Raw genomic sequence first — 24,688 nt, 5'->3', positions numbered from 1 at the left:
CCTGCCTCAGGCGCCCTGGCTTCTGCTCTGGGCGCCCAGCGCGCGCGGGTCGACCTGCACTGGGTCAATCGGAGGTACCGAGTCGTCCTTGGTGACGCTGCCGGCCTGCGGGCCGGTGCGCTTGGCAATTCGGCGTGCCAGCCAGGACAGTGAGAGGTTCATGGCCAGATAGATGGCGAGCACGATGAAGAAAAACGAGAATTTGTACTGTTCGCCGAAGAAGTTGGCGAGCTGGTTCAGCCCGGCCCGGAGCAGTTCGTTGTAGCCCACGATGAAGGACAGCGACGTGTCCTTGAGTAGAACGACTAGCTGGGCGATGATGATCGGCAGCATCTGGCGAAAGGCCTGCGGGAACTCAATGCGGAACCGGGTGGCCACCGGGGTCAGGCCGATGGCGAGTCCAGCCTCGCGCTGCCCGCGCGGCAGGGCGTTGACGCCGGCGCGGAGCGCCTCACCGATGATGGCACCGTTATAGACAGACAGAGCAGCCACACCCGCCCAGAACGACCCGGTGGAGAACACCAGGAGGATGAACAGCATCATGAGCAGTACGGGCATGCCGCGGAAGAATTCGAGCAGCACCGTGGTGGGCACCCGGATCCAAGCGGATGCCGACAATCGCCCGAAGGAGAACAGCACTCCGATCACGAGCGCGAAGACGGCGGCGACCGCGGCCATGCGCAGGGTCGCAAGGGCACCGAGCCCGAGAGTACGCCAGACCAGCAGGTCATTGAAGACGTCCCAGCGGCTGATATCCCAGAGGCCGGGCTGCACCGCACCGTTGGCGCTGGTCTTGGGCAGGCCGAGCACCACAATCAGGGCGAGCAAGCCACCGGCCAGGATGATCGTGCCGACAACGGAAATGAGACGCGATCGCGCGCGGGACTTCGGTCCGGGGGCGTCGTACAGTACAGAACTCATCGGAGCACCGCCACCTTCTTCTCGATCCTGCCGGCGATCAGGCCAAGAGGAATGGTGATGACCAGGTAAAACGCTGCGACCGCGAGCAAAATCGGGATGACGGCATCACCACGGTCATTGGTCACCTTGCGAGCCGCGCCGAACAGTTCGAAGACGAAGAACGCACCGGCGACCGACGTGTTCTTGGTGAGAGCGATGAGCACATTGATCAGTGGCGGCACCACCATGCGGATGGCCTGGGGCATCACCACGAACGTGAGGGTCTGTCCGAAGGTGAGGCCCACGCTGCGTGCTGCTTCGGCTTGCCCCACGTGCACGCCATTGACGCCGGACCGAAGCGCCTCGGCCACGAAGGGAGATGTGTACACCGTGAGCCCGATGGCTGCGAGCTGAAAGTATCCAGGGCTGAATTCCAGAAGGGGCAGGAGGTAGGCGCAAAAGAACAGTACGAGCGTCAGCGGAGTATTGCGAACCAGTTCCGTGTAGGCGGTTGCGAACACGCGGAAGGACGAGATCGGCGAGATGCGCATCGCTGCGACAACAAGCCCGATAACGGATGCGCCGACTCCGGCGATGAGAAGCAGGCCCAGTGTGTTCCGGAAGCCTTCCAGGAACAGCGGCAGGTTGTCGATGACTGCGTCCACAACTCACCTCCTCGTCTTTGTCTGTCTGTGGTCGGGCTAGAACATGCTGGTGGCCACCGCGGCGACCCGTCCTTGAACGGGTCGCCACGGCTCAATACTGATTAGCGACGTGCTGGATATTAATGTGCCAGGTTTGACCTAGTAGCGGTCGACGGCCGGCGGGGTGGGGGTGTCGAGCACGGTGCCGGCGGTGGATTCCCAAGCCGAGACCCAGCTTCCGTCCGCATACGCTTCTTCGAGCACGTCGTTGATGAAGTTGCGGAACTCGGTGTCATCGTGCGCGAGGCCGATGCCGTAGGGCTCTTCGGTGAATGCGTTGTTGACGACCTCGAACTGTCCGGCATTCTGGTCGGCCAGGCCGGCCAGAATCACGTTGTCGGTGGTCACTGCGGCGACCTCACCGCTGCGCAGCGGGCCGAGGCAGTTGGAGTAGGTATCCGAGGCGATGATATCGGTCGTGAACTCGGCGATGTTCTTCTCCGAGGTGGAACCGCTCACGGTACACACCTTCTTGCCGGCGAGGTCTTCGGGGCCGGTGATCTTGTCGGGGTTGCCCGCGAGCACGAGCAGGTCCTGTCCGGCCGAATAGTACGGTCCGGCGAAGGACACGACCTCCTTGCGGGTGTCGTTGATCGTGTAGGTCGCGATCACGAGGTCGACCTGGCCGTTCTCAATGAACGGCTCGCGGTTGGCCGAAACGGCCTCACTCCAGTTGATGCCCGAGGCTGGGATGCCGAGCTTGGCCGCGATGAGCTTACCCATCTCAACGTCGAAGCCGACGGGGTCGCCGCTGGGGCCGAGCAGGCCGAACAGCGGCTGGTCGAACTTTGTTCCGATGTTGATGGAACCGGCGTCGGCCAGGCGGGCCATGGTGCTTCCCTCGGGGAAGGACACCGCGGTCTCCACGGGGGCGGCGGCATCGGTGGGGGCTCCCGAGTCCGCGCAGCCACTGAGCACGAGCGCACTTGCGATCGCAACGGCCGAAATCACTAGACCTTTTTTGAGTCTCATGGTTTTTCTCCTGATTGCTGGTACTGCTGCTGTGTAAACCCTGTCCACCGATTAGTGGGCAAGTATTTTGGAGAGGAAGTCTTTCGCTCTCATGCTTTGGGGGTTGGTGAAGAATTCCTCGGGAGTGGTCTCCTCCACGATCTCGCCCTCCGCCATGAAGATGACGCGGTCTGCGGCCTTGCGGGCGAAACCCATCTCGTGAGTGACGACGATCATGGTCATACCGTCGTTGGCGAGGTCGACCATGACCTCGAGCACCTCATTGATCATCTCCGGGTCGAGGGCGCTGGTCGGCTCGTCGAGAAGGATGACCTTTGGATCCATGGCGAGGGCACGCGCGATGGCGACGCGCTGTTGCTGGCCGCCGGACAACTGTGCCGGCATCTTCTGGGCCTGATTGGCTACTCCCACGCGGTCGAGCAGGGCCATCGCCTTTTTCTCGGCGTCAGCTTTCTTCAGGCCGCGCACCTTGATCGGTCCGAGCGTGACGTTCTCGAGCACGGTCTTGTGCGCGAACAGGTTGAACGCCTGAAAGACCATTCCGACATCGGCCCGCAGGTGGGCCAGGGCTTTGCCTTCCTCGGGCAGTTTGACGCCGTCGATGGTAATCACCCCGTCATCGATGGTCTCGAGACGGTTGATGGCCCGACAAAGAGTCGACTTGCCCGACCCACTCGGTCCGATGACTACGACCACCTCGCCGCGGTTGACCACGGCGTGGATGTTCTTGAGAACGTGCAGTTCCCCGTAGTGCTTGTTGATGTCTTTGACGACGACTAGCGGTTCCCCCCGGCGAACGGTGATGTTCGACGTAGCCGGGGACGAATCTGATGGCTCCATACCCCCTAACTTAGGTCAGAACGCGGGTCTAGGCATGCCAAACGCCCGGACAGTAACGCATTTGTAACAGTCCGGGCATCCGTCGTTTGTGCTATGCAGCAGGCGAGCCTGCGGTCATCGGCCGTGCCCGTCTCAGCCCTTCGGTCGGTTCGGCAGTCGCAGAAAGAGCGCGACCGCGAGAGCCGTGACGAGGCACAACGCCGTGTTGATGACAATGGCGTCGGACACCCCGCTGAGCACGGTTTCGGACGTCTCGACACCGAGTTGGTTCACCCGGGCTGCAACGATCGCACTCATGATCGGAATACCCAGGGTGATGCCCACTTGCTGGCTCATGGTGGCCAGGCCGGTGGCCAGGCCCTGCTCTCGATCGGGCAGTCCCGAGGTCGCGGTGACCATGAACCCGACGATGACGACCAGGTTGGCCACGCCACCCACAAAGGTAGCGATGAGCAGCAGCACAATGGAACTTCCGTTCGTACTGAGCAACAGCAGGGATCCAGTAGCTGCTGCCTGCACGACAAAGCCCCAGACGATCGACGTCTTCGTGCCCCAGCGACCGATGATGCGGGGGCCAACGATTCCGCCGAGCACGGTCCCGATCCCGAGCACAGCGAACGAGAGTCCAGCCATCAGGGGCGAGTAGCCCAGCGTCTTCTGCAGGTACAACGTGAGTAGAAACACCAGCGACGTCTCGGTGACGAAGGCGAGCATGCCGGCAATGTTGCCCCAGGCGATGGTGCTGCGGCAAAGAACGGCAAACGGTACGAGCGGATGCTCCGCCTTGCGTTCCACCGCCCAGAAGAGCACCAGAAGCAGCACGCCCGCTCCGAGCGACCCCACGGTGACCGGGTCCGTCCAGGATGTCTGCGCCGCTGAGGACAGTCCGTAGACAATGGCCAGGAGCCCCGCCGTCACGGTGATCGCCCCGGGCAGGTCCATTTTCGAACGGTTAGCCGGTCGCGATTCGGCCACAACCATCGGCGCCAGCACAACGACGGCGAACGCGATGGGAACGTTGATGAAGAACGCCCACCGCCAGGAGAGCAGGTCGGTCAGCACACCGCCAAGAATCGCGCCGGTGGTGAAGCCTGCGGCCATCAGGGCTCCGTTGAGCCCGAGGGCCTTCTCCCGCAACTTTCCCTCGGGAAAAGTTGTCGTCAACAGGGACAGTGCCGCCGGAACCACGGCGGCCGTTGCCAACCCCTGCAGAACGCGCGCGATGAGCAGCAGGGCAGGAGACGTTGCCAATCCCCCGATGAGCGACCCGACGCCGAGCACCGCCATGCCCAGAACGAAGAGACGCCGGCGACCGACGAGGTCCCCGACGCGGCCGAAGAGCAGCGTGAACCCGGCCGCGCAGAGGGCGAATGATGTAGCCACCCACTGCAGGGTGTCCAGGCCGAAGCCGATCTCATCGCCGATCGCCGGCAATGCCACGTTGAGAATAGAGAAGTCGACAGCGAGGGTGAAACTCGCAGTCAGGAGCAGCACGAGGATCAGCCTTTGCTTGCCGGTCATGCTCGTGGATGACGTCGCCGCGCCCGCCACAGTGGGTGGCGGTGTTGCGTTCGTCGTCTCGCGGACGCCGTTCGTTTGTGTCATGGGGTGCACCTTCCGGTTGCCAGTGGCGGTTGTCTTTTTCCTGCCTCCAGCCTGTGCACTCCGGCCGGGAACAACCACACCGCGTCGTGCGTATCCCCGGCAAGGGTAGGTAATCCTCGCTCGGGTAGGACAGACTGAAAATATGACTGGCCCCACAGAACTTGGTGAATTTCTCCGGATCCGACGTTCGGGGTTGCAGCCGGAGGACGTCGGGCTTCAGAATTACGGCGTCCGGCGCGTTCCCGGGCTGCGCCGGGAGGAACTGGCGATGCTCGCCGGAGTGAGCATTACCTACTACACGCGTCTCGAGCAGGGCCTGAGCAGCAATGCCTCGGAATCGGTGCTTGAAGCCATCACCAGGGCACTCCAGCTGAATGAGGCCGAGCGCTCGCATCTGATGGATCTCGCCAAGCCGACGAGAACAAAACGTCGCAGTGGCGCGAAACCAGACAAGGCCAGGCCCGGAACCCTTCGCCTGATCGAATCGATGTCGAGCATGCCGGCCGTTGTGTTGGGCCGCCGCAGTGAGGTTCTGGCGTGGAATTCGCTCGGCCATAAACTCGTCGGGTCGCACCTGGACTTCGAGAGTCCGCACTGCCCCGCCGACCGGCCCAATATGACGCGGATGCTGTTTCTCGATGCCCACACGCGCGAGTTATATGCAAGCTGGTGCGAGGAAGCGACACGAGCGGTCTCGTCACTGCGCCTGTTGGCTGGACGTTTCGACGACGACCTGGACTTGATTTCGCTGGTCGGCGAGCTGACCGTAAAAAGTCCGGAATTTGCGAAACTGTGGGCGAAGCATCCGGTTGAGAATTGCATGTCGGGTCTGAAGTACTTCCAACATCCTTCCGTCGGTTCGATGGAATTGGACTTCGAGGTGCTCACCTCACCCGATGAATCGGGCCACCGAATATTGATGTACACCGCCGAGCCGGATTCTCCAAGCGCGGCGGCGTTGCAGCTTTTGCAGTCCACGGCGGCCTGACTCTCGGCCGCAGAGGTGGTTTCCGTCCAGGTCGGAAACCACCCTGAGGCCGGTGCAGACCTACTCGGTCAGAACCGGTACCGGCGCCGCGACCGGCACCCGACGAGGTCTGGCCCAGCGGTCCATCGCCGGCTTTTCGACCAGGGCATACAGCCCCCATCCTCCGAGCAGGGTCGCGCCGAAGAAACCAACCACCACGAGCAGCGCGATCGGGGTGGAATAGGTCTCGTTCCCGAGCAGAATTCGCCCGAAGAAGATCACGACGCCCTGGCACAGATAGAAGCCGAACGAGGTATTGCCCAGCCACTGCATGACTCGGCTGGCCAGGAAGGCGTTCCCGCCCCTCAAGTCGGCGGCAGCACTGGTGCAGATCAGGGCTCCGATAGGAATGATCATGGCCAGCGTGAACGAGTACACAAAGGGCACAACTTGGGCGACGCCGTAGCCCACGAGGCAGAGCAGGAGAGCCTGGTACATCTTGAGGGGAATCCACCGCCCCGACAGCACGATCAGGGCCAGGATCGAGCCGAAAATGAACTCGAACAGACGCGGGGGCGGAAAGATATAGCCGAACCAGAACTGGGTGACCGAAATGGGTGTCAGGGCCGAGACCGGCGTCGCGGGAATGAGGTAGAGCGTGACGAGCTGCACCCCGGCCATGCACAGCACCATGACTCCCGCCCACGCCCAGAGGTGCCTGGGCGGAATTCGCCGCAGAAGGTTGATGATGAGCGGGAACAGCAGATAAAAGAGCAGCTCACTGCACAGGGTCCAGGACGGCGGGTTGACTGCCACATAGACCGATCCATCGGGCGAGTACGAGTTCAGCAGGAAGAGATTCGATATCGCCCCTAGCGGTGTCGTCAAGGCCGCGGCGAACAACACCATCGCCAGTACCCACATCACGATGTGGTTGGGAAAGATCTTGAGGAGTCGACGACGCCAGAAGCGCACGAACGGTTCCCCCGGTCTCGACGCCCACGCGAGCAGGAAGCCGCTAAGCACGAAGAAGAACGAAACTCCCGCGTAGCCCGCCTTGCTGAAGATGGACTCGAGGGTGTCCCCGAGCTCCTGGTCCTCGAACGGGTTCATGGCGTTGTTCGGCGGGATGGGCGAGTTCGACAGGGTGATGTGGAAGCAGAACACCAGGAGCGCTGCAAAAAAGCGCAGCCCGGTGAGCGACGGGAGCTTGCTCCGGACTGCATGGGGCACCGGCTGTAGGTTCGCGCTCATCGCCGGGCCGCCGCTCGGTCTTCAGCGGATGCTGCTGGCAGTTCGATTCCGAGCCGGTGGCCGAAGAAGCCGGTCGGATCCCACTCCAGTTTGGCTTGCTGGAGGCGGGGATAGTTGTCCTTGAAGTACAGCTGTTGCCAACCAACGCCGGAACGATTGTGCTCCGCCATGGCAACGTCCGTGTCGGGATAGTTGATGTAGCAGCCGTCCGTGTCATCACCGGGAACAGGGACTCCACCGGTGGCTGCGAACATGCCCTCGTAGGTGTCTCGCTCCCACCCGAGATAGTAAGCGTCTTCGGCCTGGTCGGACCAAAACGTCTGCAGGCAGAGCTTGAACGATGAGTTGCGCTGCGCGTTTGCCGTGGCGTGTTGTTCGACGGCATTCACCTGCCCACCGAAGGAGAACAGCACCATCATGGTGTTGGGGTTGGTGAAGCCGGGCTTCGTCATCTGCTGGTAGAGCACGCGGAGCTGCTCATTCGAAAACCGCTTATTCATGTAAGCCGACTTGTGCGCCCCCCGGCTGGTGGGATTCGTGATGGTGGGGTTGTCTGTTCCCACGAGTCGGGTGGCCTGCAACCAGGGGATCTCCTGGGGAGTGAAAAAGTCCGGAACGGCCGGAATCTCCCCGTTCGCCGTCGTGACCGGTTGTGGAGTGATTGCGACGCCAGCGAGGATGGCCGCCAGGTATTCCTCCAGTACAGCGCGCGCCTGGGGCGCGCCCGAGTCGATCTGGGTGAACATTCCCAGACTCCCGTGTGCCTTGTGGCTCACGTTGAACAGGCTGCTCAAATTCGCCTCTGGTGTTCCCGGCGCGCGATGCCTCTCGTGCCAGTCACCGAAATTCGTCAGCAAACGGCTGAATTTCTGCTCGTCCAGCTGGTCCCAGGGCAGGCTGATGGCGCTGACGAGAACCTTCGACGGTGCCGGGATGAGCTGCTTCTGGGGAGAAGCACCCCTGGCTCCCGGTGAACGAAACCAATATTTCGTGATGAGTCCGAAATTGCCGCCACCCCCGCCGGTATAGGCCCACCATAGGTCGCGTTTGTCCCCGACATCGTCTCGGGTCGCAACAACGGTTTTTACCGTGCGATCGGCGGCGACGGTCACCACCTCCACGGCATACAGGTGATCGACGGTGAGTCCGTGGGCGCGGGACAACAGTCCATACCCACCACCGGAGATGTGCCCACCAATTCCGACGCTGTAACAGATGCCCCCGGGGATGGTGACTCCCCAGTTCTTGTACAAGGTCTCGTAGACGTTCATGATGCGGGCGCCCGGCTCAACGGCGAAAGCCCGCATGCCTTTGTCGTAGTACACGGCGGTCATCGGCGAGAGGTCCAGGATGACCTGAATCTCCGGGTTGCAGACGAAGTCGGCAAAGCAATGCCCGCCGCTGCGGATCGACACCTTCTTCGTCTGGGCGACGGCATCTCGGAGTGCTGATTCCGCATCCGTCGTTGTGGTGATGAGTCTGACGTAGTCAGGGTTCGCCACAAATCGCTGGTTATTTCCGGTTATCAGATCGGCGTACCGCCCGTCCCCCTTAGGCACAGTGGACCCGTCGGGGGTGTTGGGGCCGGACGATGACGGAATCGAGCCGGTCAGCGTATCGGGCGTGGCCGCGGACAGCGAGCCAGGTGACAGCGCCAGGGCTGCTCCGGCAAGGGTGCCGGTTGAACCGGTGAGGAACAACCGACGGTTGAGCGGGGAAGCTATTGAGCGCTTCACAGGAATTCTCCTGCCGCGGGTGCTCGAACGGTCAAATTTTGGTGCAGGGTGATCTGCGCCTTCGGTGCGACAAAATAGTGCGCGACCGAGTATGAGATGGTGGCGAAGTCGTCCACGCCACTTCCGCTAAAATCGCCCGCCACGATTCGAGCGACCGATTCGCGCGATACCCGCCACTTCAGGAACAAACCCCGCGCTGCGTCGACCGCCTTGTAATACATCGCGCCCTGCCACGGATCAGGTCCGCGCAGCCCGACCAGAAATTCATCGTCACCGTCCCCATCGAAGTCGCGACACATGACCGTGTGGCCCGTTCCCTCCCCGTTCTCATTCGGGTCACCGTAGATATCGAGCACGTGCCGCCTCCACTCGCCCGGGACCCCGTTTTCGGTCGCCGTGCGGGCATACACCGCCACGGTATTTCCGTGGAATGGCTCGACAGCGGCGACGTACGCCAAAGCATTCGTTCCGAGACGTCCCCCGTCGACATCCCCGCTGCCCTTGAATGTGGTCTGCTCGAACTGTGATTCCTCGCCGTCACCGACGTGCTCCCAAGTCCACTCCCTCGCAACCGCGTCGTAGTAGAGCCAGGTCACACCCTCATCCGATGCCATCAGGATGGAATCAAGGTCGGACCCGGGAATCAGGCCTTCCTTTCGGGCAACGCCATGGATCATTCGAAAGTCCCGGTTGGAGACGACCTCCATCGGCCACTCCGCAGCAGACCTGACATCCGCTGGTTGGGTGAAGAGCACGATGGGGAGCACGGCATGCACGCCCTCCACGGCCACGATCGGAAAGCCGATTATCTGCATCACATCGTTGCGTGTGAAGTGACCCAGGCGCAGGCGGTGCATCCCCGTGGCGCGACCAACATAGTGGCGCATCCATTGCTCACTCGTTTCGGCTGCGTTTCCCGGGTTTTCCAACCAATCGATCTTGCCGCCCTCCGGGTCGGCGTGGTGGATCGTTCCGCCAGGGCCGTAGAGCTGGTAGCACACGGCAAGATCGGCCAGACCGTTACCGGTAATGTCGCCGTGGTCCATCCCCACGGGTTCCTTTACCTTGTCCACAACAAGGCGCTTCTGCCACCCAGGGTTCTGGTACCAATAGATCTCACCGAGCGAGAGGCCGTAGCCGACCAGGTCCGGTCGACCGGTTCCCGTGATATCAGCGGCCTCAAGCCAGTACCCGTCGCGAAGGAAGTCGGTGACCGTCTCGGAACCGAAACGCGGTTCGAGGATACGAGACCCGTACGCGGACATCGTCATGCTGCGACTCTCACCGGCTCGGCCCCGGGAACAAAGGGCATGACAGCCGGTCCCCGGCCGAAGAAGTGCGCCACCGCGGCGACGGTGCGTTGGGTGGCGCATCCGTCTCCGTACGGGTTGATGGCCTCGGCCATCTCACGATACGCATCTTCGTCGTCGAGAAGGTGCCGCACCTGTGCCACGATGTGCGGGCGGGACCGGCTGACGAGTCGGGAACTGCCCGTCAGGATCGATTCCTGTCGCTCGGTGATGTCGCGCAGCACGAGCGTCGGCTTGCCGAGGGCCGGGCCTTCTTCTTCAGCCCCCGAACTGTCCGACAAGATGATGTCGCTGCGAACGAGCAATCGGCAGAAGCTCAGATAAGGGAGCGGATCCACGATCGTGACGTTGTCGAGGCCGGAGAGGATGGGAAGCATGATCGAACGCACGAGGGGGTTCAAGTGCAGGGGCACGACAATCCGCACCCCAGGATCCTGGGCGATATCGAACAGTGCGCCCGCGATTTCCCGCATCGGCTGACCCAATGATTCCCGTCGGTGTGAGGTGGCGACGATCACGCGACGCGGATCGTCGTCCAGGTCCTCGAGCGCGGCGTCTCCATAGGAACCGAGGTTCTGCAGCCCCCATTCAAGGGCATCCACGATGGTGTTTCCGGTCACGACGATCCGATTCTCTGGGATTCCCTCGCGAATGAGGTTGGCGCTGTTCCCCATCGTCGGTGCGAGGTGCAGGGCGGCGATTTGACCCACGAGCTTTCGGTTCACCTCTTCCGGATACGGAGATAGGTTGTTACCGCTCCTGAGACCGGCTTCGACGTGGATGATCGGAATCTGTTGGTGCAATGCGGCCAGCGCCCCAGCCAGAGTGGATGCCGTATCGCCGTGAACCATGACCGCGTCCATGCCGGCCAGGTGATCGCCGTCGCTGATGCCTTCGAGGATGCGGTGGGTGACCTGGCTGAGGGTCTGCTTGTCGCGCATAACCCGGAGGTCGAGATCGGGGGTGATACCAAATTCGGCCAGCGTCGAATCCAACATCTCCCGATGCTGCCCGGTTGAAATAAGTATCGGCGTGAATCGGGCGTCTTCCTGCAACGCTTTAATGATGGGTGCGAATTTCACGGCTTCGGGCCGGGTTCCAAAAATTAATCCGATGGTCTTCATGGTGCTCCTCAAGAGGTCGAGCCAGGTTTCGCAAGGGTGCCCCGCACTATGGCGAGGACTCCGAATTCAGATCCGGTGGTATTCGACGGCAAGCCACACGCAGTCGGTGTCGGCGTGGTATTGGTGCCAGGGGTAGTGGAAGGTTCCGCCGACTCCGATGCAGAACGGAGTCGGGTTGGTATTCCCCGGGCTGAGCAACTGATCTTCGTAGAGTGTGTCTTCGTTTTCGGACATGAATTTCTGCATTCGGCCGCGCCCGAGCACCTGGGTGTGCACCTCGATGAAGTCGTGTTGATTGTGAATGCCGCAGTCAGTGCCGGCCGGGCTGAACCAGAGGTTGGCTCGCACCTCGAAGCGGGACGTCCCGATGGCGTTGTCAGTGATTCCGAGTATGTCGGCGCAATTCAGCTCCACCGTCCCCAACCGGTCCTGCGGCGATTTCAGAAGGACCGGAGAACCAAACTGGGAATCATAGAAGTTCGTCCACCCACGGTGTACGAGTTGAGCTTCCTGCACGGCTGGTGATTCTATGGTCAGGACGATGAGTTTCTCGCCGGCGACCGTGCCCTGCCGAAGAATCGTAGATGAGAGGGCGGGGAGGATGCTCCGTTGGGAACCGGAGGTGAACGCGCGGGTGGGTGCCACATTCACGACGATGCCTGCTCCGACGATCGGCACTTCTGCCGGATCGTCGAGCACGCGGGCTGAAATAAGATCGCTGGTGAAGTTAAGGAGTCTCGCTCTTTCCATTTCTTAGGTCCCTCAGTTTGGCCTCTGCGAGGCTTTTAGGACACAAGATGCCGCTTCAGCGGCCCGGGAAGAGAACTGAAACAACGCGGTCACCTGCGCCGATCAACAGCTCTGTTACAACGCCCCCAGTATGGGTGGTGGTATTCCCCAGTATCCACACCCTGTCAGTGATAGGCAGCGCAGGGAGAGGCGGTGACCCGCCGTTCTTGTCAGGATCGACCTATGAGATTCGGCGCGATGACAGCAGCATCCGTGCGGTGGTCCGAGTCGGAAGTGCAGGCCGAAGACGGGTATCGCATCCCGCTCAGAATCTATGACGGTCCCCGAGCCGGCCTGGCCACACTGGTATGGGCGCACGGCGGAAGCTGGACGCGCGGTTCCCTTGAGGACTGGCACGCGGCATGCCTGGCCCTGACCTCCCTGTGCGGCCTTCGTATCGTCAATGTCGGCTATCGGCTGGCTCCGCGGTGGACGCACCCCACCGCCCTGAATGACCTCCTCAGGGTGGTGCGGTGGGCGTCCGCGCATCTGACAGACCCCGCGAGCCAGCTGGTGATTGGCGGGGACAGCGCCGGAGGCACGATTGCCGCTGGCGCTGCATTGTGGTGCCGTGATCACGGAATTCCCCTCGCGGGACAAATACTGGCCTACCCACCCTTGGACCCAGAGTGCACAGCGCCTTCCTACCTCGCCATGCCGGCACGATTCCCGGAGCGTCGCCAGCTTCAACAAGCGTGGGCTCGCTACCGGGGGCCACTCGCCGACCGAATGGGTGAGTCCTACCTGACACCGTTGAACGGGGCAAACCTGTCCGGACTCTGTCGCACCGCCCTCATCACGGGGACCTTCGATCCTGTCTCAGACGACGTGCGATCCTACGCCGCAAACCTGCAGCGCGACGGAGTTCCTGCCCTGTTGCACACCGATCCGGCGCTGGAGCACGGCGACTTTCTGTTTCAGAGAGGACCGCGGCCCAATCCTGTGCACGTCTGGATCAACACAGTGCTGGACACCTGGTTCGACACCACACACGACCACAACAGAATGAGGACCCCACGATGACCAGCCCATACCCGATTGACCTCTCGGTAACAGACAATGCTTCAGCCCTTCTCCGGCACTTCGCCGATCTCCGCGACGGCACGCACGGTGAGGCGCACAGTCGTGCCGACAAGGAGGCTCTGTTCGCGACCACAGCGACGCTCATGGATTCGCCGTGCCGCTCAGCGCTGACAGAACTGAATGCGGCGCTCTTGCTGAACACTGGAACGATCCACAGTACCGGTGTGGCCCGAACGCAGGACGGCGGGCTCGGCTGGTCGTGGACGCTGTCGTGGCCCCGTCAGGTAGCCGCAGAGATCCCTCCGATCACTCTGACGGCCTACTTCGGCCGCAACTTTCACCATCCACATCTCCGCGGAGGGACGGTGCGCGACTGGCCTCTCAACGTATTCACCCCCCTGCAGGCTGCGGGCGAGCTGCCGACGTTACGCGCGATAGCGGCCGCCGAACTGCACAACCTGGTCTTCCTCGCGGATTTCCGCATCGTGCCGGCAACCGGACCTGCTGAAGCAATTTCGCCGTGGTGAGGCTGTCGATTCTTGACCAGTCGCCGATCGCCGAAGGCACGACCGCTGCTGCGGCAATCCGCGACACGGTGCGGCTGGGGACGGTGGCGGCCGAGCTCGGTTATGAGCGTTTCTGGGTGGCCGAGCATCACGACTCCCCCAGTTTCGCCGGCACTGCACCGGAGATTTTAGCGCTCGCGCTCCTCGAAAACACGAGCGGGATCCGGATCGGTACCGGCGGGGTGCTGCTCGCTCGGTACACTCCGGCGAAGGTGGCCGAGACGTTCAATATTCTGGCTGCCTTGCACCCAGGGCGAGTCGATCTGGGGATCGGGCGGGCCGGCGACCGCGACGGTTCATACCCCGCGAAGGTTGTTGAGTTGCACGAGAGGCTGGGTCTCCTGCCCCATGATCCGGAACGCACGGATCTTCGACTCTGGATGCTGGGCGCCGGCCGCAGCACTGCCCCGGTCGCCGGAGCGATCGGAAGCGGCTACGCGCACGCCCACTTCTTGAATCAGGAATCCGCACAGGCTGCCCTGCACGCCTATCGAGACAGTTTTCTTGCGACCGTCCATCGCCCGGAGCCCGAGCCTCTTCTTGCCGTACGAGTCATCACAGCGGAGCACTCCAGCGTCGTGTCCGGGTTGCGGGAGATCGCCCTGCTGTGGCGGTCACGCAAAGACCTGGGTGATGACAGCCCGTTCCCCGCCATGAACGTGTCCTTGGCGCACCGCTGGAGCGGGCATGAAACGACCCGCCGCGCTGCCAACCAGTCATCGATTATTTCGGGAACACCACAGGACGTGAGACGTCAGCTTGAAGATCTGGCCCGCCTCCACGGTATCGACGAGATCATGGTCAACAGCCCGATTGCCGGGTATGCGGATCGAGAAGCTTCGTACGCCTTGCTCGCTGAGGCTTTTGCCCTGGTGCGGAAGTGATGCTCAGGCGCGCTGGGCGAATGCACTTTCATACAGGCAAACGGATGCCGCGGTCGCCAGGTTCATCGACTCGGCTTCGCCGTAGATCGGCACGCTGACACTGCGGTCGACCCGAGCGAGGTCTTCGTCGGTCAGGCCTCGAGCTTCGTTGCCGAACAGCCACACGGTCGGAGCTGCGAGCAGCCCCTCGTTGCGGGCGGTGAGCAAGTCGGAGCCTTTAATGTCGGCGGCGAACAGCTGCAGGCCGGCGGCGCGGGCACGGTCGAGCACGTCGGAAAGGTCGGCCGCGATGGCGACGGGCAGGTGAAAGATGGAGCCGGTCGAGGAACGGATGACCTTGGGGTTGTACAGGTCGACGCTGCGACCGGTGAGGATGACGGCGTCGGCGCCGGCGGCATCCGCTGCGCGAATGATGGTTCCGGCGTTTCCCGGGTCGCGTACCTCTTCAAGGATGGCGACGAGTTTGGGTTCGGCGTTGAAGATCTTCTTCACCGAGGTGGGGAACTGGTGGCAGACGGCCACGAAGCCCTGGGGGGTGACCGTGTCGGCCATGGCCTCGAGCACCTCTTCAGAGACGAACTCCACCTCAACCTGGGCGTCGACCGCTTTCTGGGCGAGGTCGGAGTAACGATCGAGCGCGGTCGGTGTGGCAAACAACTCCACGACCAGCTCTGGACGAAAGGTGAGGGCTTCGGAAACGGCCTGTGGGCCTTCGAGCAGAAACAGACCGGACTCGAGGCGCGCGTCGCGCTTAGCAAGTTTTGCGACGGCACGGACGCGCGGTGAACGTGAATTATCAAGCATGTACCCCAGTTTAGGTGCACAGCGAATGCGCACAAAAAAGGAGCGGGTGACCAGGTCACCCGCTCCTTATTTTGAGCCGTTCACGACATTCACGCCCAGGAGGCAGCCAGTGATGAACGGTTCGGTTGACGCATTACGCCGTGACGGCGACCTTCGGTGCCGAGGTGTCGGCGGGAAGAGCAGCCTTGGCGCTCTCAACGAGGGCGGCGAACGTCGCTGCCTCGTTGACGGCCAGGTCGGCGAGGATACGACGGTCAACCTCGATGCCAGCCAGGCCGAGGCCTTGGATCAGACGGTTGTAGGTGAGGCCATTCGCGCGCGACGCAGCGTTGATCCGCTGAATCCACAGGCGACGGAAGTCGCCCTTGCGTGCGCGACGGTCACGGTAGCTGTAGGTGAAGGAGTGAGTGAGCTGCTCCTTCGCCTTGGTGACCAGGCGTGAACGCTGACCGCGGTAGCCCTTGGCGCGTTCGAGAATAACGCGGCGACTCTTGTGGGCGTTTACGGCCCTCTTTACTCTTGCCATTTTCTACAAATCCTTATTCGTATTTACGAGGCCTGGTTTCCGGTGTTGGAATTTACAGACCGAGAAGCTTCTTGATGACCTTCTGGTCTGACTTGGCCAGCACCTGGTCCTGGTTCAAACGGGACTTGCGCTGCGTGCTCTTGACCTCGAGGTTGTGTCGAAGTCCGGCCTGCTGCTTCATGATCTTTCCGCTGCCGGTGACCTTGAAACGCTTCTTGGTTCCGGAGTGGGTCTTCATCTTAGGCATCTGGTTCCTCCTGTTTCGCTGCCTTGTCGGCAACCTTGTCTGCCTTATCGGCTACCTTGTCTGCCTTCTCGGCAGCCTTGTGGGCGTTGATCTCAGCCTTGGCTTCTGACTTGTTCTTCAACGGGCCAATCACCATGACCATGTTTCGACCGTCGATCATCGGAGTAGATTCCACGGAACCGTACTCGGCGACATCCTCGGCAAATTTTTGGAGCAGTCGTACGCCCTGATCGGGTCGGGACTGTTCGCGGCCACGAAAAAGAATCATGGCTTTGACCTTGTCACCGCTCTTCAGGAAGCCCTCGGCGCGTTTGCGCTTGGTCTCGTAGTCGTGCGTATCAATCTTGAGACGGAAACGAACCTCCTTGAGGATCGTGTTCGCCTGGTTGCGCCTGGCCTCCTTGGCCTTCTGCGCAGCCTCGTACTTGAACTTGCCGTAGTCCATGATCTTGGCCACGGGCGGCTTGGCTTCGGGTGCAACTTCGACGAGGTCGAGGTCGGCATCCTGTGCCAGGCGCAGGGCAACATCAATCGCCACGACCCCGACCTGCTCGCCGTTGGGACCAACGAGACGAACTTCGGGGACGCGTATACGGTCATTTGTACGGGGATCGCTGATGCGTCTCTCCTCTTGGTTAACTTCGTGATCACAACCAGCCAGCGGATGCTGACCAGGGACGAAGAGAGGAAAATCACGCGTTTTCCACACCAACTTTTTCGTTGACGTGTTCCACACGGCACCCTGTCTACCCTCGCCCTGCCACCTTCCCGGAAGAGGTGATAACGCGACGGCGGAGTGCAATCTACCCGGTAACCTTGACGAAGCGGTATGCGCGGGTGGGAGATTCTCCACTTTCGTACCGAGACTATTGTCCCGGAACCAAAGATTAGCCTAGCAGAGGAATGCAGTGAGCCAAAGTTTTGAGCACGATACGAGTTTTGAGCAGGATGCAGCACAAGCCACACGCGATATCGCCGATGTGGCCGCTGTGGAGATCATCACCACGGCCGCGGTGCACCTGATGAGCGCGGCCGCCGTGAAGTGCGGACTGGCCGAAGACCCCGACGCCCAGATCGACCTCGACGAAGCCCGCAAACTCATCACGGCCCTCGCCGGGCTGGTCACGGCAGCGGCTCCCGACATCGCCGATATGCATGCCCGCAGCCTGCGTGACGGACTGCGTTCCCTGCAACTCGCGTTCCGCGAGGCATCCGCCATTCCCGACGCCATCGGCGAGGGCCCCGGCGAGAAGTACACCGGGCCGGTCAATTAGCCCATTTTTTGTCGAGCGGATGCCGCGGTCGCCCCGACCGACGGCATCCGCTTTGTGTTGTGAGCACCGGAGCGGACCCGAGCTAGATCTGGCAGCGGGGGCACCAGAATGTGTTGCGCTGCTCGACATCACTCCGGCCCAGGGTGCCGCGACTGATGCGGGTACCGCAGCGCCGGCACGGCTGGCCGCCTCTCCCGTACACCCACACTTGCGCTCCGCGGCGCAGGTTGCCGGTGGTCGTGCGTTCGTCGCGGTCCTTGTTGGCCAGAAGCAGGCGGCGGGCCAGCGCGACGAGCCCGGCGATATCGCTGACCTCAGCCATGGGCCGGGTCGGCAGCAGTCCACGCAGAAAACAGAGCTCGTTGACGTAGACATTGCCGAGTCCGGCGAGATTGCGCTGGTCGGCGAGCGCGAGAATAACCGGTTGGTCGGGCCTGGCAGCGAGTCGATTGGTGGCCTCGGCACCGTCGACCGCGCTCCAATCGGGGCCCAGCAGGTCGGGCCCGAGATAGCCGACCACCTCCGACTCGGCGCGGGTCGGCACGAGTTCCAGAATACCCAGCTCGAAACCGACGGCGACCCACTCGAGGGTCTGCAGCACGATACGCGCCTGGAACGCCGGCCGGTGCCAGCGCGTGCCCGGCCGGTAGAGGTGCCAGGCACCCTCCATTTTGAGATGCGAGTGGATACTCGTCTCGCCGACCCGATGCAGCAGGTGTTTGCCGTAACTCACGACCTCGTGCACGGTCTGCCCGGTCAGGTCGACGGTGGCGAAGGCCGGCACCCGAATGTCGCAGCCGGTCAGGATGTTTCCGCGCAGGGCCTGGTCGAGGGAACGAGCCGTGCGGTAGACGGTATCGCCCTCAGGCACGCAGCCTCAGCCCCTTCGGCGTTTCGGTGAATCCGGCGGCGCGCAGGGCCGCGCCGAGTTCGGTGCCGATCACGAACACGCCGTTGGCCGTTTCCACGGCGATTTTCTGGATGCGCCCGGCAGTGACGAGGGCGGCCAGACTGGCGGTCGCTGCGGCGAGCACGGCAGCATCCGTCTCGTAGACAACCACAGTCTTGCCACCGCGCTCGACATAGAGCACGAGGCCGCCGTCGACGATCACGACCAGTGCTCCCGCCTTGCGACCCGGGCGGTGGGTGGTGTCCCCGGGCAGCGGCGGCCACGGCAGCGCGGCGCCGTAGGCGTTCGCCGGGTCCGCTGCGGCCAGGGTCACCGCGACGGCTGGCGAGGTGCGTCGGGCAGCGGACGGGTCGGATGCCCCCGCAGCGAAGGTGCGCAGCCGGTCGATGGTGCCGCCGGTGGCGAACTGGGCTGCGCCGAGCCCTTCGATGAAGTAGCCGCGACGGCAGCGGGCCATTTCTTCGAATCCGGTGAGCGTGCGGTAGACGAGCGAGTACCCCCCGGCGATTCCCTCGGCCATCACCGCGCCGCGGGTCACGACGCCGTAGCGTTCCAGCAGGGTCTCCCCCAGCGCGTGCGCACGACGGGTCGGCGAGTCATCGGCCACCGGCAGGATCGACCACCGCCCCGACACCGTTGGTGGTCCGCTGCGACTCGGCAGACTGGGCCGCGGCATCGACCGCCCGCGATGCAGGCGCGCCCGGGGCACGGCGCGGCTCTGCCGGTGCGCGGTATGCCCGCCGGCCAGGAGCGAGCGAACCGGGGCGAAGGTGTCGTTGTTGATCAGCCCGGCCCAGACCAGGTCCCACAGCGCCTGCACCAATTCCTTGTCGTCTTGGCTGCCCACGGCATCGGCGAGCTGGCGAAAGAAGTAGGCCCCGCCGCTGCCGAGGGTCGCGAGGATCTCCTGCTGCAGGGGCGTCGTGTCCACATCGATGGGCAGTGGCAGCGTGAGCTGGGCGGTTTCGGCGAGGTGCAGGCTGACCCAGCCGTCATTGCCGGCGAGGGTTCCCGCGCCCGCCCAGAGTACTTCGCCCGCGTTGGTGAGTTCGTCGAGCATGCCCGGCTGGTAGTCGCTCACTCGGGCTGGTAGAATGAGCGTCTCCCAGGCGGACGCCGGTATGCGCACTCCCTCGAGCTGTTCCACAACGGATGCGACGCCGTCGATTCCGCGCAGCTTACCGCCCACGTGTTGCCAGGCCGGCAAAAACCGGCCGATAGCCTTCTGATCGACGGGTTCCACCTCGTGCCGAAGCGCGGCGAGGGAACGGCGGCGGAGGCGGCGCAGCACCTCGGAGTCGCACCATTCCGGGCCGGTGCCGTTCGGTCGGAATTCGCCGGCCACGATGCGTCGGGCATCAGCGAGGCGGCCGAGGGCAATCTGTACGACGGCCTCGCCCAGCCCGAACCGCTCGGCGACAGCCCGCGTGGTGAACGGTCCATGCGAGCGAGCAAAGCGGCTCATCAGGTCGCCGAGCGGGTCCTTGACGGATTCGGTGAACGCTGCCGGTACACCGATTGGGAGCGGAACCCCGAGTGCGTCGCGCAACCGGCTGGCGTCTTCGACGGCCGCCCAGCGGTCCTGGCCGCCGATGCTCACCCGGATCGCGCGGCGGGAGTCGACGAGGGCGTGCAGGGCGTCGTCGGCGACAAGCGGGTCGGCGGCGGGCTGCGACTCGGGCGTGAGCATCCGCTCGGCCACTTCGATGGTGCTCAGCGGGCCGAGCGTGCGCAGCAGGTCGGCGACGCCTTCCACGCCATTCGCTAAATAGTCGGGGGCGAGCCGTTGCAGCTCCCGGTCGGTCTGGTCGATGACGGTGGGGTCGAGAAGTTCACGCAGTTCCACCCGCCCGAGCAGTTCGGCGAGCAGGCTCGAGTCGATTGCGAGGGCCGTGGCGCGCCGCTCGGCCAGCGGAGTGTCGCCCTCATACATGAACGCGGCCACGTAGCCGAACAGCAGGGTGCTGGCGAACGGGCTGGCGGTCTCAGTTGTGGTTTCGACCAGGCGCAGTTCGCGGGAGGCGATCTGCCGGGCCAGCACCCCGAGGGCCGGCAGGTCGTAGACGTCCTGCAGGCATTCGCGCAGGGTCTCGAGAATGATCGGAAAGGTGGGAAAGGTGCGGGCCACGTCGAGCAGTTGCGCGGCTTTTTGCCGCTGCTGCCAGAGGGGCGAGCGGACACCGGGCTTGTACCGGGGCAGGAGCAGGGCCCGAGCGGCGCACTCGCGAAACCGGGAGGCGAACAGCGCGGAGCCGCCGACCTCGTCGGTGACCAGCTGTTCGAGCTCGTCGGGATCGAACACGAACAGGTCACTGCCGGGCGGTTCGGTTTCAGTGTCGGGGATGCGCACGACGATGCCGTCGTCGCTAGCGACGCAGGAGCCATCGATTCCGTAGCGCTCGCGCACGCGGGCCCCGACGGCGAGTGCCCACGGTGCGTGCACCGGCGTGCCGTATGGCGAGTGCAGCACCACGCGCCAGTCCCCGAGTTCATCGCGGAACCGTTCGACCACGAGCGTGCGGTCGGTAGGCAGCTGGCCCGTTGCACCGCGTTGCTCGCCCAGGAAGGCAAGCAGGTTACTGATGGCGCGCTGATCGAGGCCGCCCACGGCACAGCGCTCCCGCGCCGCATCGGCCGGCAGGCTCCCGACTTCGCGCACGAAAGCACCGATGGCCTGACCGAGTTCAGCCGGGCGGCCGAGGCCGTCACCCTTCCAGAACGGCAACCGCCCCGGCTGCCCAAACGCGGGCACGACGAGTACCCGGTCGTGGGTGATCTCCTGGATGCGCCAGCTCGTAGTGCCGAGCGCGAAGACATCGCCCACCCTCGATTCATAGACCATCTCTTCGTCGAGTTCGCCGACCCGTTTGCCGGTGATCTGCTCGCCGCCGACCATGAAGACGCCGAACAGACCGCGGTCGGGGATGGTGCCGCCGCTGGTGACGGCCAACCGCTGCGCGCCGGGACGGCCGGTCAGGGTGCCGGCGTCGCGATCCCAGACGATGCGCGGGCGCAACTCGGCGAACTGGTCAGAGGGGTAGCGGCCGGCGAGCAGGTCGAGGGTGGCCTCGTAGGCGGAGCGGGGCAGCGTTGCGAACGGTGCGCTGCGCCGAACCATGTCGAACCAGGTCTCCACGTCGATCGGTTCAAGCGCGCAGGCCGCGACGGTCTGCTGGGCCAGAATGTCGAGCGGGTTGGTGGGAACCCGCAGCGATTCGATCGCGCCGGCCACCATTCGCTCGGCCGCGACCGCCGCGTGGATCAGGTCTGCACGGTGCTTGGGGTAGATCACCCCGCGGCTGATCTCACCGACCTGGTGCCCGGCGCGGCCGAGCCGCTGCAGTCCGCTCGACACCGACGGCGGTGACTCGACCTGCACGACCAGGTCGACGGCGCCCATATCGATGCCGAGTTCCAGGCTCGACGTGGCAACGACACAGCGCAGCCGGCCCGATTTCAGGTCGTCTTCAATGAGCGCGCGTTGTTCTTTGCTGACCGAACCGTGATGTGCGCGGGCGAGCAGCGGCTCGGCGCCATCGGTTTGGCCGCTCGCGCCCATCAGTTCGGCTGGCGGGCGAACGGCCGGAGGACTCCCCACAACACCTCCGTGCACCACGGGAACCAGCGCGGAGGCCGCCAGCCTCTCGGCATAGATTTCGTTGAACCGGGCCGTCAGGCGTTCGGTGAGCCGTCGCGAATTGGCGAACACGATGCTCGAGGAGTGTGCCAGCACTTCGTCGACGATGGCCTCTTCGACGTGGGGCCAGATCGATCCGGTCTGCGGCGCCGCGGCCGACGTGACCCCCTCGCGTTGAGGCACCGGCCCGAGGTCGCTCATGTCATCGACCGGAACGACCACACGCAGATCGAACCTTTTCAGCGCGGGCGGCGACACGATCTGCACCGGGGCGGCGCCGCCCAGAAACCGTGCGACTTCGCTCTGCGGGCGTACCGTGGCCGACAGTCCGATTCGCTGGGCCGGCTGATTGAGCAGTGCGTCGAGTCGTTCGAGGGACACGGCCAGGTGGGCGCCGCGTTTGCTCGCCGCGACCGCGTGCACCTCGTCGATGATGACCGTCTGCACACCGCGCAGCGATTCGCGGGCCGCTGACGTGAGCATCAAAAACAACGACTCCGGGGTAGTGATGAGAATGTCGGGCGGCGTGGTGATCAGTTTGCGGCGGTCGGCGGCAGGTGTGTCTCCGGAGCGCACCCCGACCGAGACGTGCGGCGGCTCGAGCCCGAGCCGCTCAGCGGCGCGGCTGACGCCCACCAGGGGGGCGCTGAGGTTGCGTTCCACGTCGACGCCGAGTGCTTTGAGCGGCGAAATATAAAGCACACGAGTAGCGGGTGCATGCTTGGTTTGCTCTGTTCCTGGCGCTGACTCGGTATAGAGCCGGTCGATGGCCCACAGAAACGCGGCCAGGGTCTTCCCTGATCCGGTCGGAGCCACGACGAGGGCGTGCGAGCCCTGCGAAATAGCGTTCCACGCCCCGAGTTGAGCCGCGGTCGGCGCGTCGAACGCTTCGGTGAACCAGGCTCGGGAGGCCAAGGAGAAACGATCGAGAACGTCGGTCATAGGGTTATTGTCGCCTACCCCACCGACATTCGTGCTGCGCAAAATCTAGGCCGAGGCGATGAGCTTCACCCGCAGCGAATCGACACCGGTCGTAATGACCTCGCTCTCCGACCAGCGAGTGCCGAGCCGGCTCAGAATGGCGTCCAGGTCGGGCTGGGTGAGGCCGTCGACCAGTTCCAGTTGAACCACCAGTTCGGGCCCCTCCAGCCGCCCCAACGGGTCGCCGGCTGAGAGCTGAACGGTCAGCACCGACAGCTCCGTTGCGATGGATGCGGCGAACGCGTCGGCCACATGATGGCTGGCATAACTCGGTGTCCAGGGCAGGGATTGGGCGATCGCCCAGAGCGCCGGTCGCCGGATGACGAATTCGCCGGGCGAGGTGGGGTCGAGCACCACGAGGTCGGTGTTTTCCTGCGCGGCGGCCAGGGCGACGCGCACGGCATCCGCTGGAACGGGTCGGGCGAGGGGATTCCAGGCCGTCATGGCGGCCGTGGAGGAGAAGGCGGGCAACACGGTGCGGCCGTCGGGACCGGCCACGGTGATGATCGACAGCTCCTGGGTTTTATCGATCGTCTGCCCGCGTGCGTTCAGGGCGGCCTCGCCGAGCTTCGTCACCAGCGGAATCAGCAGGCGGGAACCGCGGATGGCGTCGATGACGCTTTCTTCGCCCGCTTCCCGGGCCTGAAAGCGGGTGAGCGCCTCGGCAAGCGCGGCGGGGGCTGACCCGTCATCGCCGGCGTCCAGATTGGCCTCGAATTCTCGGCCGGCCCAGGGCTGACCGGCCGAATCGGCCAGCTCGTTCGGCTCACCGGGCTGGCCCGGCGAGCTTTGGGAACCGGGCTGGCTCTGTGAACCCGGTCGACCGGAGGGATCGCCCGTTGAGCCGAGGTTGCGCGCCTTTGCCATTAGTCCCCCGCGACGTCCAGGGCCTCGGCCAGAGTGAACGCGCCGGCATAGAGCGCTTTGCCAACGATGGCACCTTCCAGGCCGAGCGGCACCAGCTTGCGCAGCGCTTCGATGTCATCGAGGCTGGAGATACCGCCGGAGGCGATGACCGGCTTGCGGGTGCGATCGAGTACCTGGCGGAGCAGGTCGATATTCGGGCCTTGCAGGGTGCCGTCCTTCGTGACGTCGGTCACGACATATCGAGCACAGCCGGCCTCCTCCAGCCGTTCGAGCACCTGCCAGAGGTCGCCCCCGTCCTTGGTCCAGCCGCGGGCGGCGAGGGTCGTGCCGCGCACGTCGAGTCCCACGGCCACGGCCTCGCCGTATTGCGCGATCACGCTGGCCGCCCACTCCGGGTTTTCCAGGGCCGCGGTTCCGAGGTTGATGCGTTTGACGCCCGTTGTCAGTGCTGCTTCCAGCGATGCATCATCGCGGATACCACCGGACAGCTCGATGTTGACACCCTTGACCTGGCGAATGACCTTCTTGATCACGCCGGTGTTGGTGCCGCGGCCGAATGCCGCATCGAGGTCCACGAGGTGAATCCATTCGGCGCCCTGTCTGGCCCAGTCGGCCGCAGCATCGACGGGGTCACCGTAGTTCGTTTCCGTACCAGCCTCGCCCTGCGTCAGGCGCACGGCCTTGCCTCCGGCCACATCGACGGCGGGCAGGAGGACGAGCCTCGGTGTCTTGTTGAACTCGCTCATTGGTTTCCTCGGTTGTGCGGTC

At 63.9% G+C, this 24,688-nt stretch carries 23 protein-coding genes; 5 read left to right on the top strand and 18 right to left on the bottom strand.

What is annotated here, in order from left to right; genetic code table 11:
• Nucleotides 1–6: 6 nt before the first annotated feature.
• The 5 genes from E3T29_RS00800 to E3T29_RS00780 all read right to left on the bottom strand — a co-directional run bounded on the left by E3T29_RS00800 (nt 7) and on the right by E3T29_RS00780 (nt 5,021).
• The gene (locus E3T29_RS00800; RefSeq protein WP_134343671.1) at nt 7–921 is read right to left on the bottom strand and encodes an amino acid ABC transporter permease; all 915 of its coding nucleotides are present in this window, start codon (nt 919–921) and stop codon (nt 7–9) included.
• Nucleotides 918–1,565, bottom strand: coding sequence for an amino acid ABC transporter permease (locus E3T29_RS00795; RefSeq protein WP_134343670.1), 648 nt, complete (start codon nt 1,563–1,565; stop codon nt 918–920). The genes E3T29_RS00800 and E3T29_RS00795 overlap by 4 nt, the downstream gene beginning before the upstream one ends.
• A 138-nt stretch (nt 1,566–1,703) precedes the next feature.
• A complete protein-coding gene (locus tag E3T29_RS00790; RefSeq protein ID WP_134343669.1) occupies nt 1,704–2,576 on the bottom strand; it encodes a glutamate ABC transporter substrate-binding protein in 873 nt (290 codons plus the stop codon).
• 51 nt (nt 2,577–2,627) lie between these two features.
• The gene (locus tag E3T29_RS00785) at nt 2,628–3,416 is read right to left on the bottom strand and encodes an amino acid ABC transporter ATP-binding protein (protein WP_134343668.1); all 789 of its coding nucleotides are present in this window, start codon (nt 3,414–3,416) and stop codon (nt 2,628–2,630) included.
• Nucleotides 3,417–3,548: 132 nt separating this feature from the next.
• Nucleotides 3,549–5,021 (bottom strand): MFS transporter, encoded by a 1,473-nt coding sequence (locus E3T29_RS00780; RefSeq protein WP_370449081.1) that lies wholly within the window; start codon nt 5,019–5,021, stop codon nt 3,549–3,551.
• Nucleotides 5,022–5,163: 142 nt separating this feature from the next.
• Here E3T29_RS00780 and E3T29_RS00775 point away from each other — a divergent pair, with 142 nt between their 5' ends.
• The gene (locus tag E3T29_RS00775; protein ID WP_134343667.1) at nt 5,164–6,009 is read left to right on the top strand and encodes a helix-turn-helix transcriptional regulator; all 846 of its coding nucleotides are present in this window, start codon (nt 5,164–5,166) and stop codon (nt 6,007–6,009) included.
• A gap of 60 nt (nt 6,010–6,069) precedes the next feature.
• Here E3T29_RS00775 and E3T29_RS00770 read toward each other — a convergent pair whose 3' ends face one another.
• The 5 genes from E3T29_RS00770 to E3T29_RS00750 form a co-directional block, all read right to left on the bottom strand.
• The gene (locus tag E3T29_RS00770; protein ID WP_241987566.1) at nt 6,070–7,221 is read right to left on the bottom strand and encodes an acyltransferase; all 1,152 of its coding nucleotides are present in this window, start codon (nt 7,219–7,221) and stop codon (nt 6,070–6,072) included.
• 17 nt (nt 7,222–7,238) lie between these two features.
• Nucleotides 7,239–8,978, bottom strand: coding sequence for an FAD-dependent oxidoreductase (locus tag E3T29_RS00765; RefSeq protein ID WP_241987565.1), 1,740 nt, complete (start codon nt 8,976–8,978; stop codon nt 7,239–7,241).
• Nucleotides 8,975–10,249 (bottom strand): VCBS repeat-containing protein, encoded by a 1,275-nt coding sequence (locus E3T29_RS00760; RefSeq protein ID WP_198417698.1) that lies wholly within the window; start codon nt 10,247–10,249, stop codon nt 8,975–8,977. The genes E3T29_RS00765 and E3T29_RS00760 overlap by 4 nt, the downstream gene beginning before the upstream one ends.
• Entirely contained in the window at nt 10,246–11,412 is a 1,167-nt protein-coding gene (gene wecB / locus E3T29_RS00755) for a non-hydrolyzing UDP-N-acetylglucosamine 2-epimerase (protein WP_092341061.1), read from the bottom strand. The genes E3T29_RS00760 and wecB overlap by 4 nt, the downstream gene beginning before the upstream one ends.
• 66 nt (nt 11,413–11,478) lie before the next feature.
• A complete protein-coding gene (locus tag E3T29_RS00750; RefSeq protein ID WP_134343665.1) occupies nt 11,479–12,162 on the bottom strand; it encodes a hypothetical protein in 684 nt (227 codons plus the stop codon).
• A 222-nt stretch (nt 12,163–12,384) separates the two neighbouring features.
• On the opposite strand from E3T29_RS00750, the gene E3T29_RS20575 reads away from it, so the two are divergent.
• From E3T29_RS20575 to E3T29_RS00735, 3 genes are read left to right on the top strand one after another with little or no spacing between them, the layout of a single operon-like run.
• Nucleotides 12,385–13,224 (top strand): alpha/beta hydrolase fold domain-containing protein, encoded by an 840-nt coding sequence (locus tag E3T29_RS20575; RefSeq protein WP_134343664.1) that lies wholly within the window; start codon nt 12,385–12,387, stop codon nt 13,222–13,224.
• Entirely contained in the window at nt 13,221–13,751 is a 531-nt protein-coding gene (locus E3T29_RS00740; protein ID WP_134343663.1) for a hypothetical protein, read from the top strand. The genes E3T29_RS20575 and E3T29_RS00740 overlap by 4 nt, the downstream gene beginning before the upstream one ends.
• Nucleotides 13,745–14,674 (top strand): MsnO8 family LLM class oxidoreductase, encoded by a 930-nt coding sequence (locus E3T29_RS00735; RefSeq protein WP_134343662.1) that lies wholly within the window; start codon nt 13,745–13,747, stop codon nt 14,672–14,674. The genes E3T29_RS00740 and E3T29_RS00735 overlap by 7 nt, the downstream gene beginning before the upstream one ends.
• Nucleotides 14,675–14,677: 3 nt before the next feature.
• Here the strand turns inward: E3T29_RS00735 and E3T29_RS00730 are convergent, their stop codons facing one another.
• The 4 genes from E3T29_RS00730 to infC form a co-directional block, all read right to left on the bottom strand.
• Nucleotides 14,678–15,478, bottom strand: coding sequence for an RNA methyltransferase (locus E3T29_RS00730; RefSeq protein WP_092341056.1), 801 nt, complete (start codon nt 15,476–15,478; stop codon nt 14,678–14,680).
• Between the two features lie 133 nt (nt 15,479–15,611).
• A complete protein-coding gene (rplT, locus tag E3T29_RS00725; protein WP_104196972.1) occupies nt 15,612–16,004 on the bottom strand; it encodes a 50S ribosomal protein L20 in 393 nt (130 codons plus the stop codon).
• Between the two features lie 52 nt (nt 16,005–16,056).
• Nucleotides 16,057–16,251 (bottom strand): 50S ribosomal protein L35, encoded by a 195-nt coding sequence (gene rpmI, locus E3T29_RS00720; protein ID WP_092341054.1) that lies wholly within the window; start codon nt 16,249–16,251, stop codon nt 16,057–16,059.
• A complete protein-coding gene (gene infC / locus E3T29_RS00715; RefSeq protein WP_104130035.1) occupies nt 16,244–16,870 on the bottom strand; it encodes a translation initiation factor IF-3 in 627 nt (208 codons plus the stop codon). The genes rpmI and infC overlap by 8 nt, the downstream gene beginning before the upstream one ends.
• Before the next feature lie 289 nt (nt 16,871–17,159).
• Here infC and E3T29_RS00710 point away from each other — a divergent pair, with 289 nt between their 5' ends.
• Entirely contained in the window at nt 17,160–17,525 is a 366-nt protein-coding gene (locus tag E3T29_RS00710) for a DUF1844 domain-containing protein (RefSeq protein WP_092341053.1), read from the top strand.
• A gap of 82 nt (nt 17,526–17,607) precedes the next feature.
• Here the strand turns inward: E3T29_RS00710 and E3T29_RS00705 are convergent, their stop codons facing one another.
• The 4 genes from E3T29_RS00705 to priA are packed head-to-tail and all read right to left on the bottom strand — an operon-like array spanning nt 17,608 to nt 24,666.
• Nucleotides 17,608–18,396 (bottom strand): DNA-formamidopyrimidine glycosylase family protein, encoded by a 789-nt coding sequence (locus tag E3T29_RS00705; protein WP_104088855.1) that lies wholly within the window; start codon nt 18,394–18,396, stop codon nt 17,608–17,610.
• The gene (locus E3T29_RS00700; RefSeq protein WP_134343661.1) at nt 18,389–23,014 is read right to left on the bottom strand and encodes an ATP-dependent helicase; all 4,626 of its coding nucleotides are present in this window, start codon (nt 23,012–23,014) and stop codon (nt 18,389–18,391) included. Before E3T29_RS00700 ends, E3T29_RS00705 begins: the two co-directional genes overlap by 8 nt.
• A gap of 45 nt (nt 23,015–23,059) precedes the next feature.
• On the bottom strand, nt 23,060–23,920 hold the full coding sequence (locus E3T29_RS00695) for an SseB family protein (RefSeq protein WP_134343660.1): 861 nt from the start codon (nt 23,918–23,920) through the stop codon (nt 23,060–23,062).
• Nucleotides 23,920–24,666, bottom strand: coding sequence for a bifunctional 1-(5-phosphoribosyl)-5-((5-phosphoribosylamino)methylideneamino)imidazole-4-carboxamide isomerase/phosphoribosylanthranilate isomerase PriA (gene priA / locus E3T29_RS00690; RefSeq protein ID WP_092341049.1), 747 nt, complete (start codon nt 24,664–24,666; stop codon nt 23,920–23,922). The genes E3T29_RS00695 and priA overlap by 1 nt, the downstream gene beginning before the upstream one ends.
• Between the last annotated feature and the right edge of the window lie 22 nt (nt 24,667–24,688).

The organism is Cryobacterium sp. TMT1-66-1 (assembly GCF_004403435.1).
In the GTDB taxonomy this organism is placed as follows: domain Bacteria; phylum Actinomycetota; class Actinomycetes; order Actinomycetales; family Microbacteriaceae; genus Cryobacterium; species Cryobacterium flavum.
The sequence above is the reverse complement of the archived record's forward strand: the minus strand, read 5'-3'. Positions and strand labels throughout refer to the sequence as shown.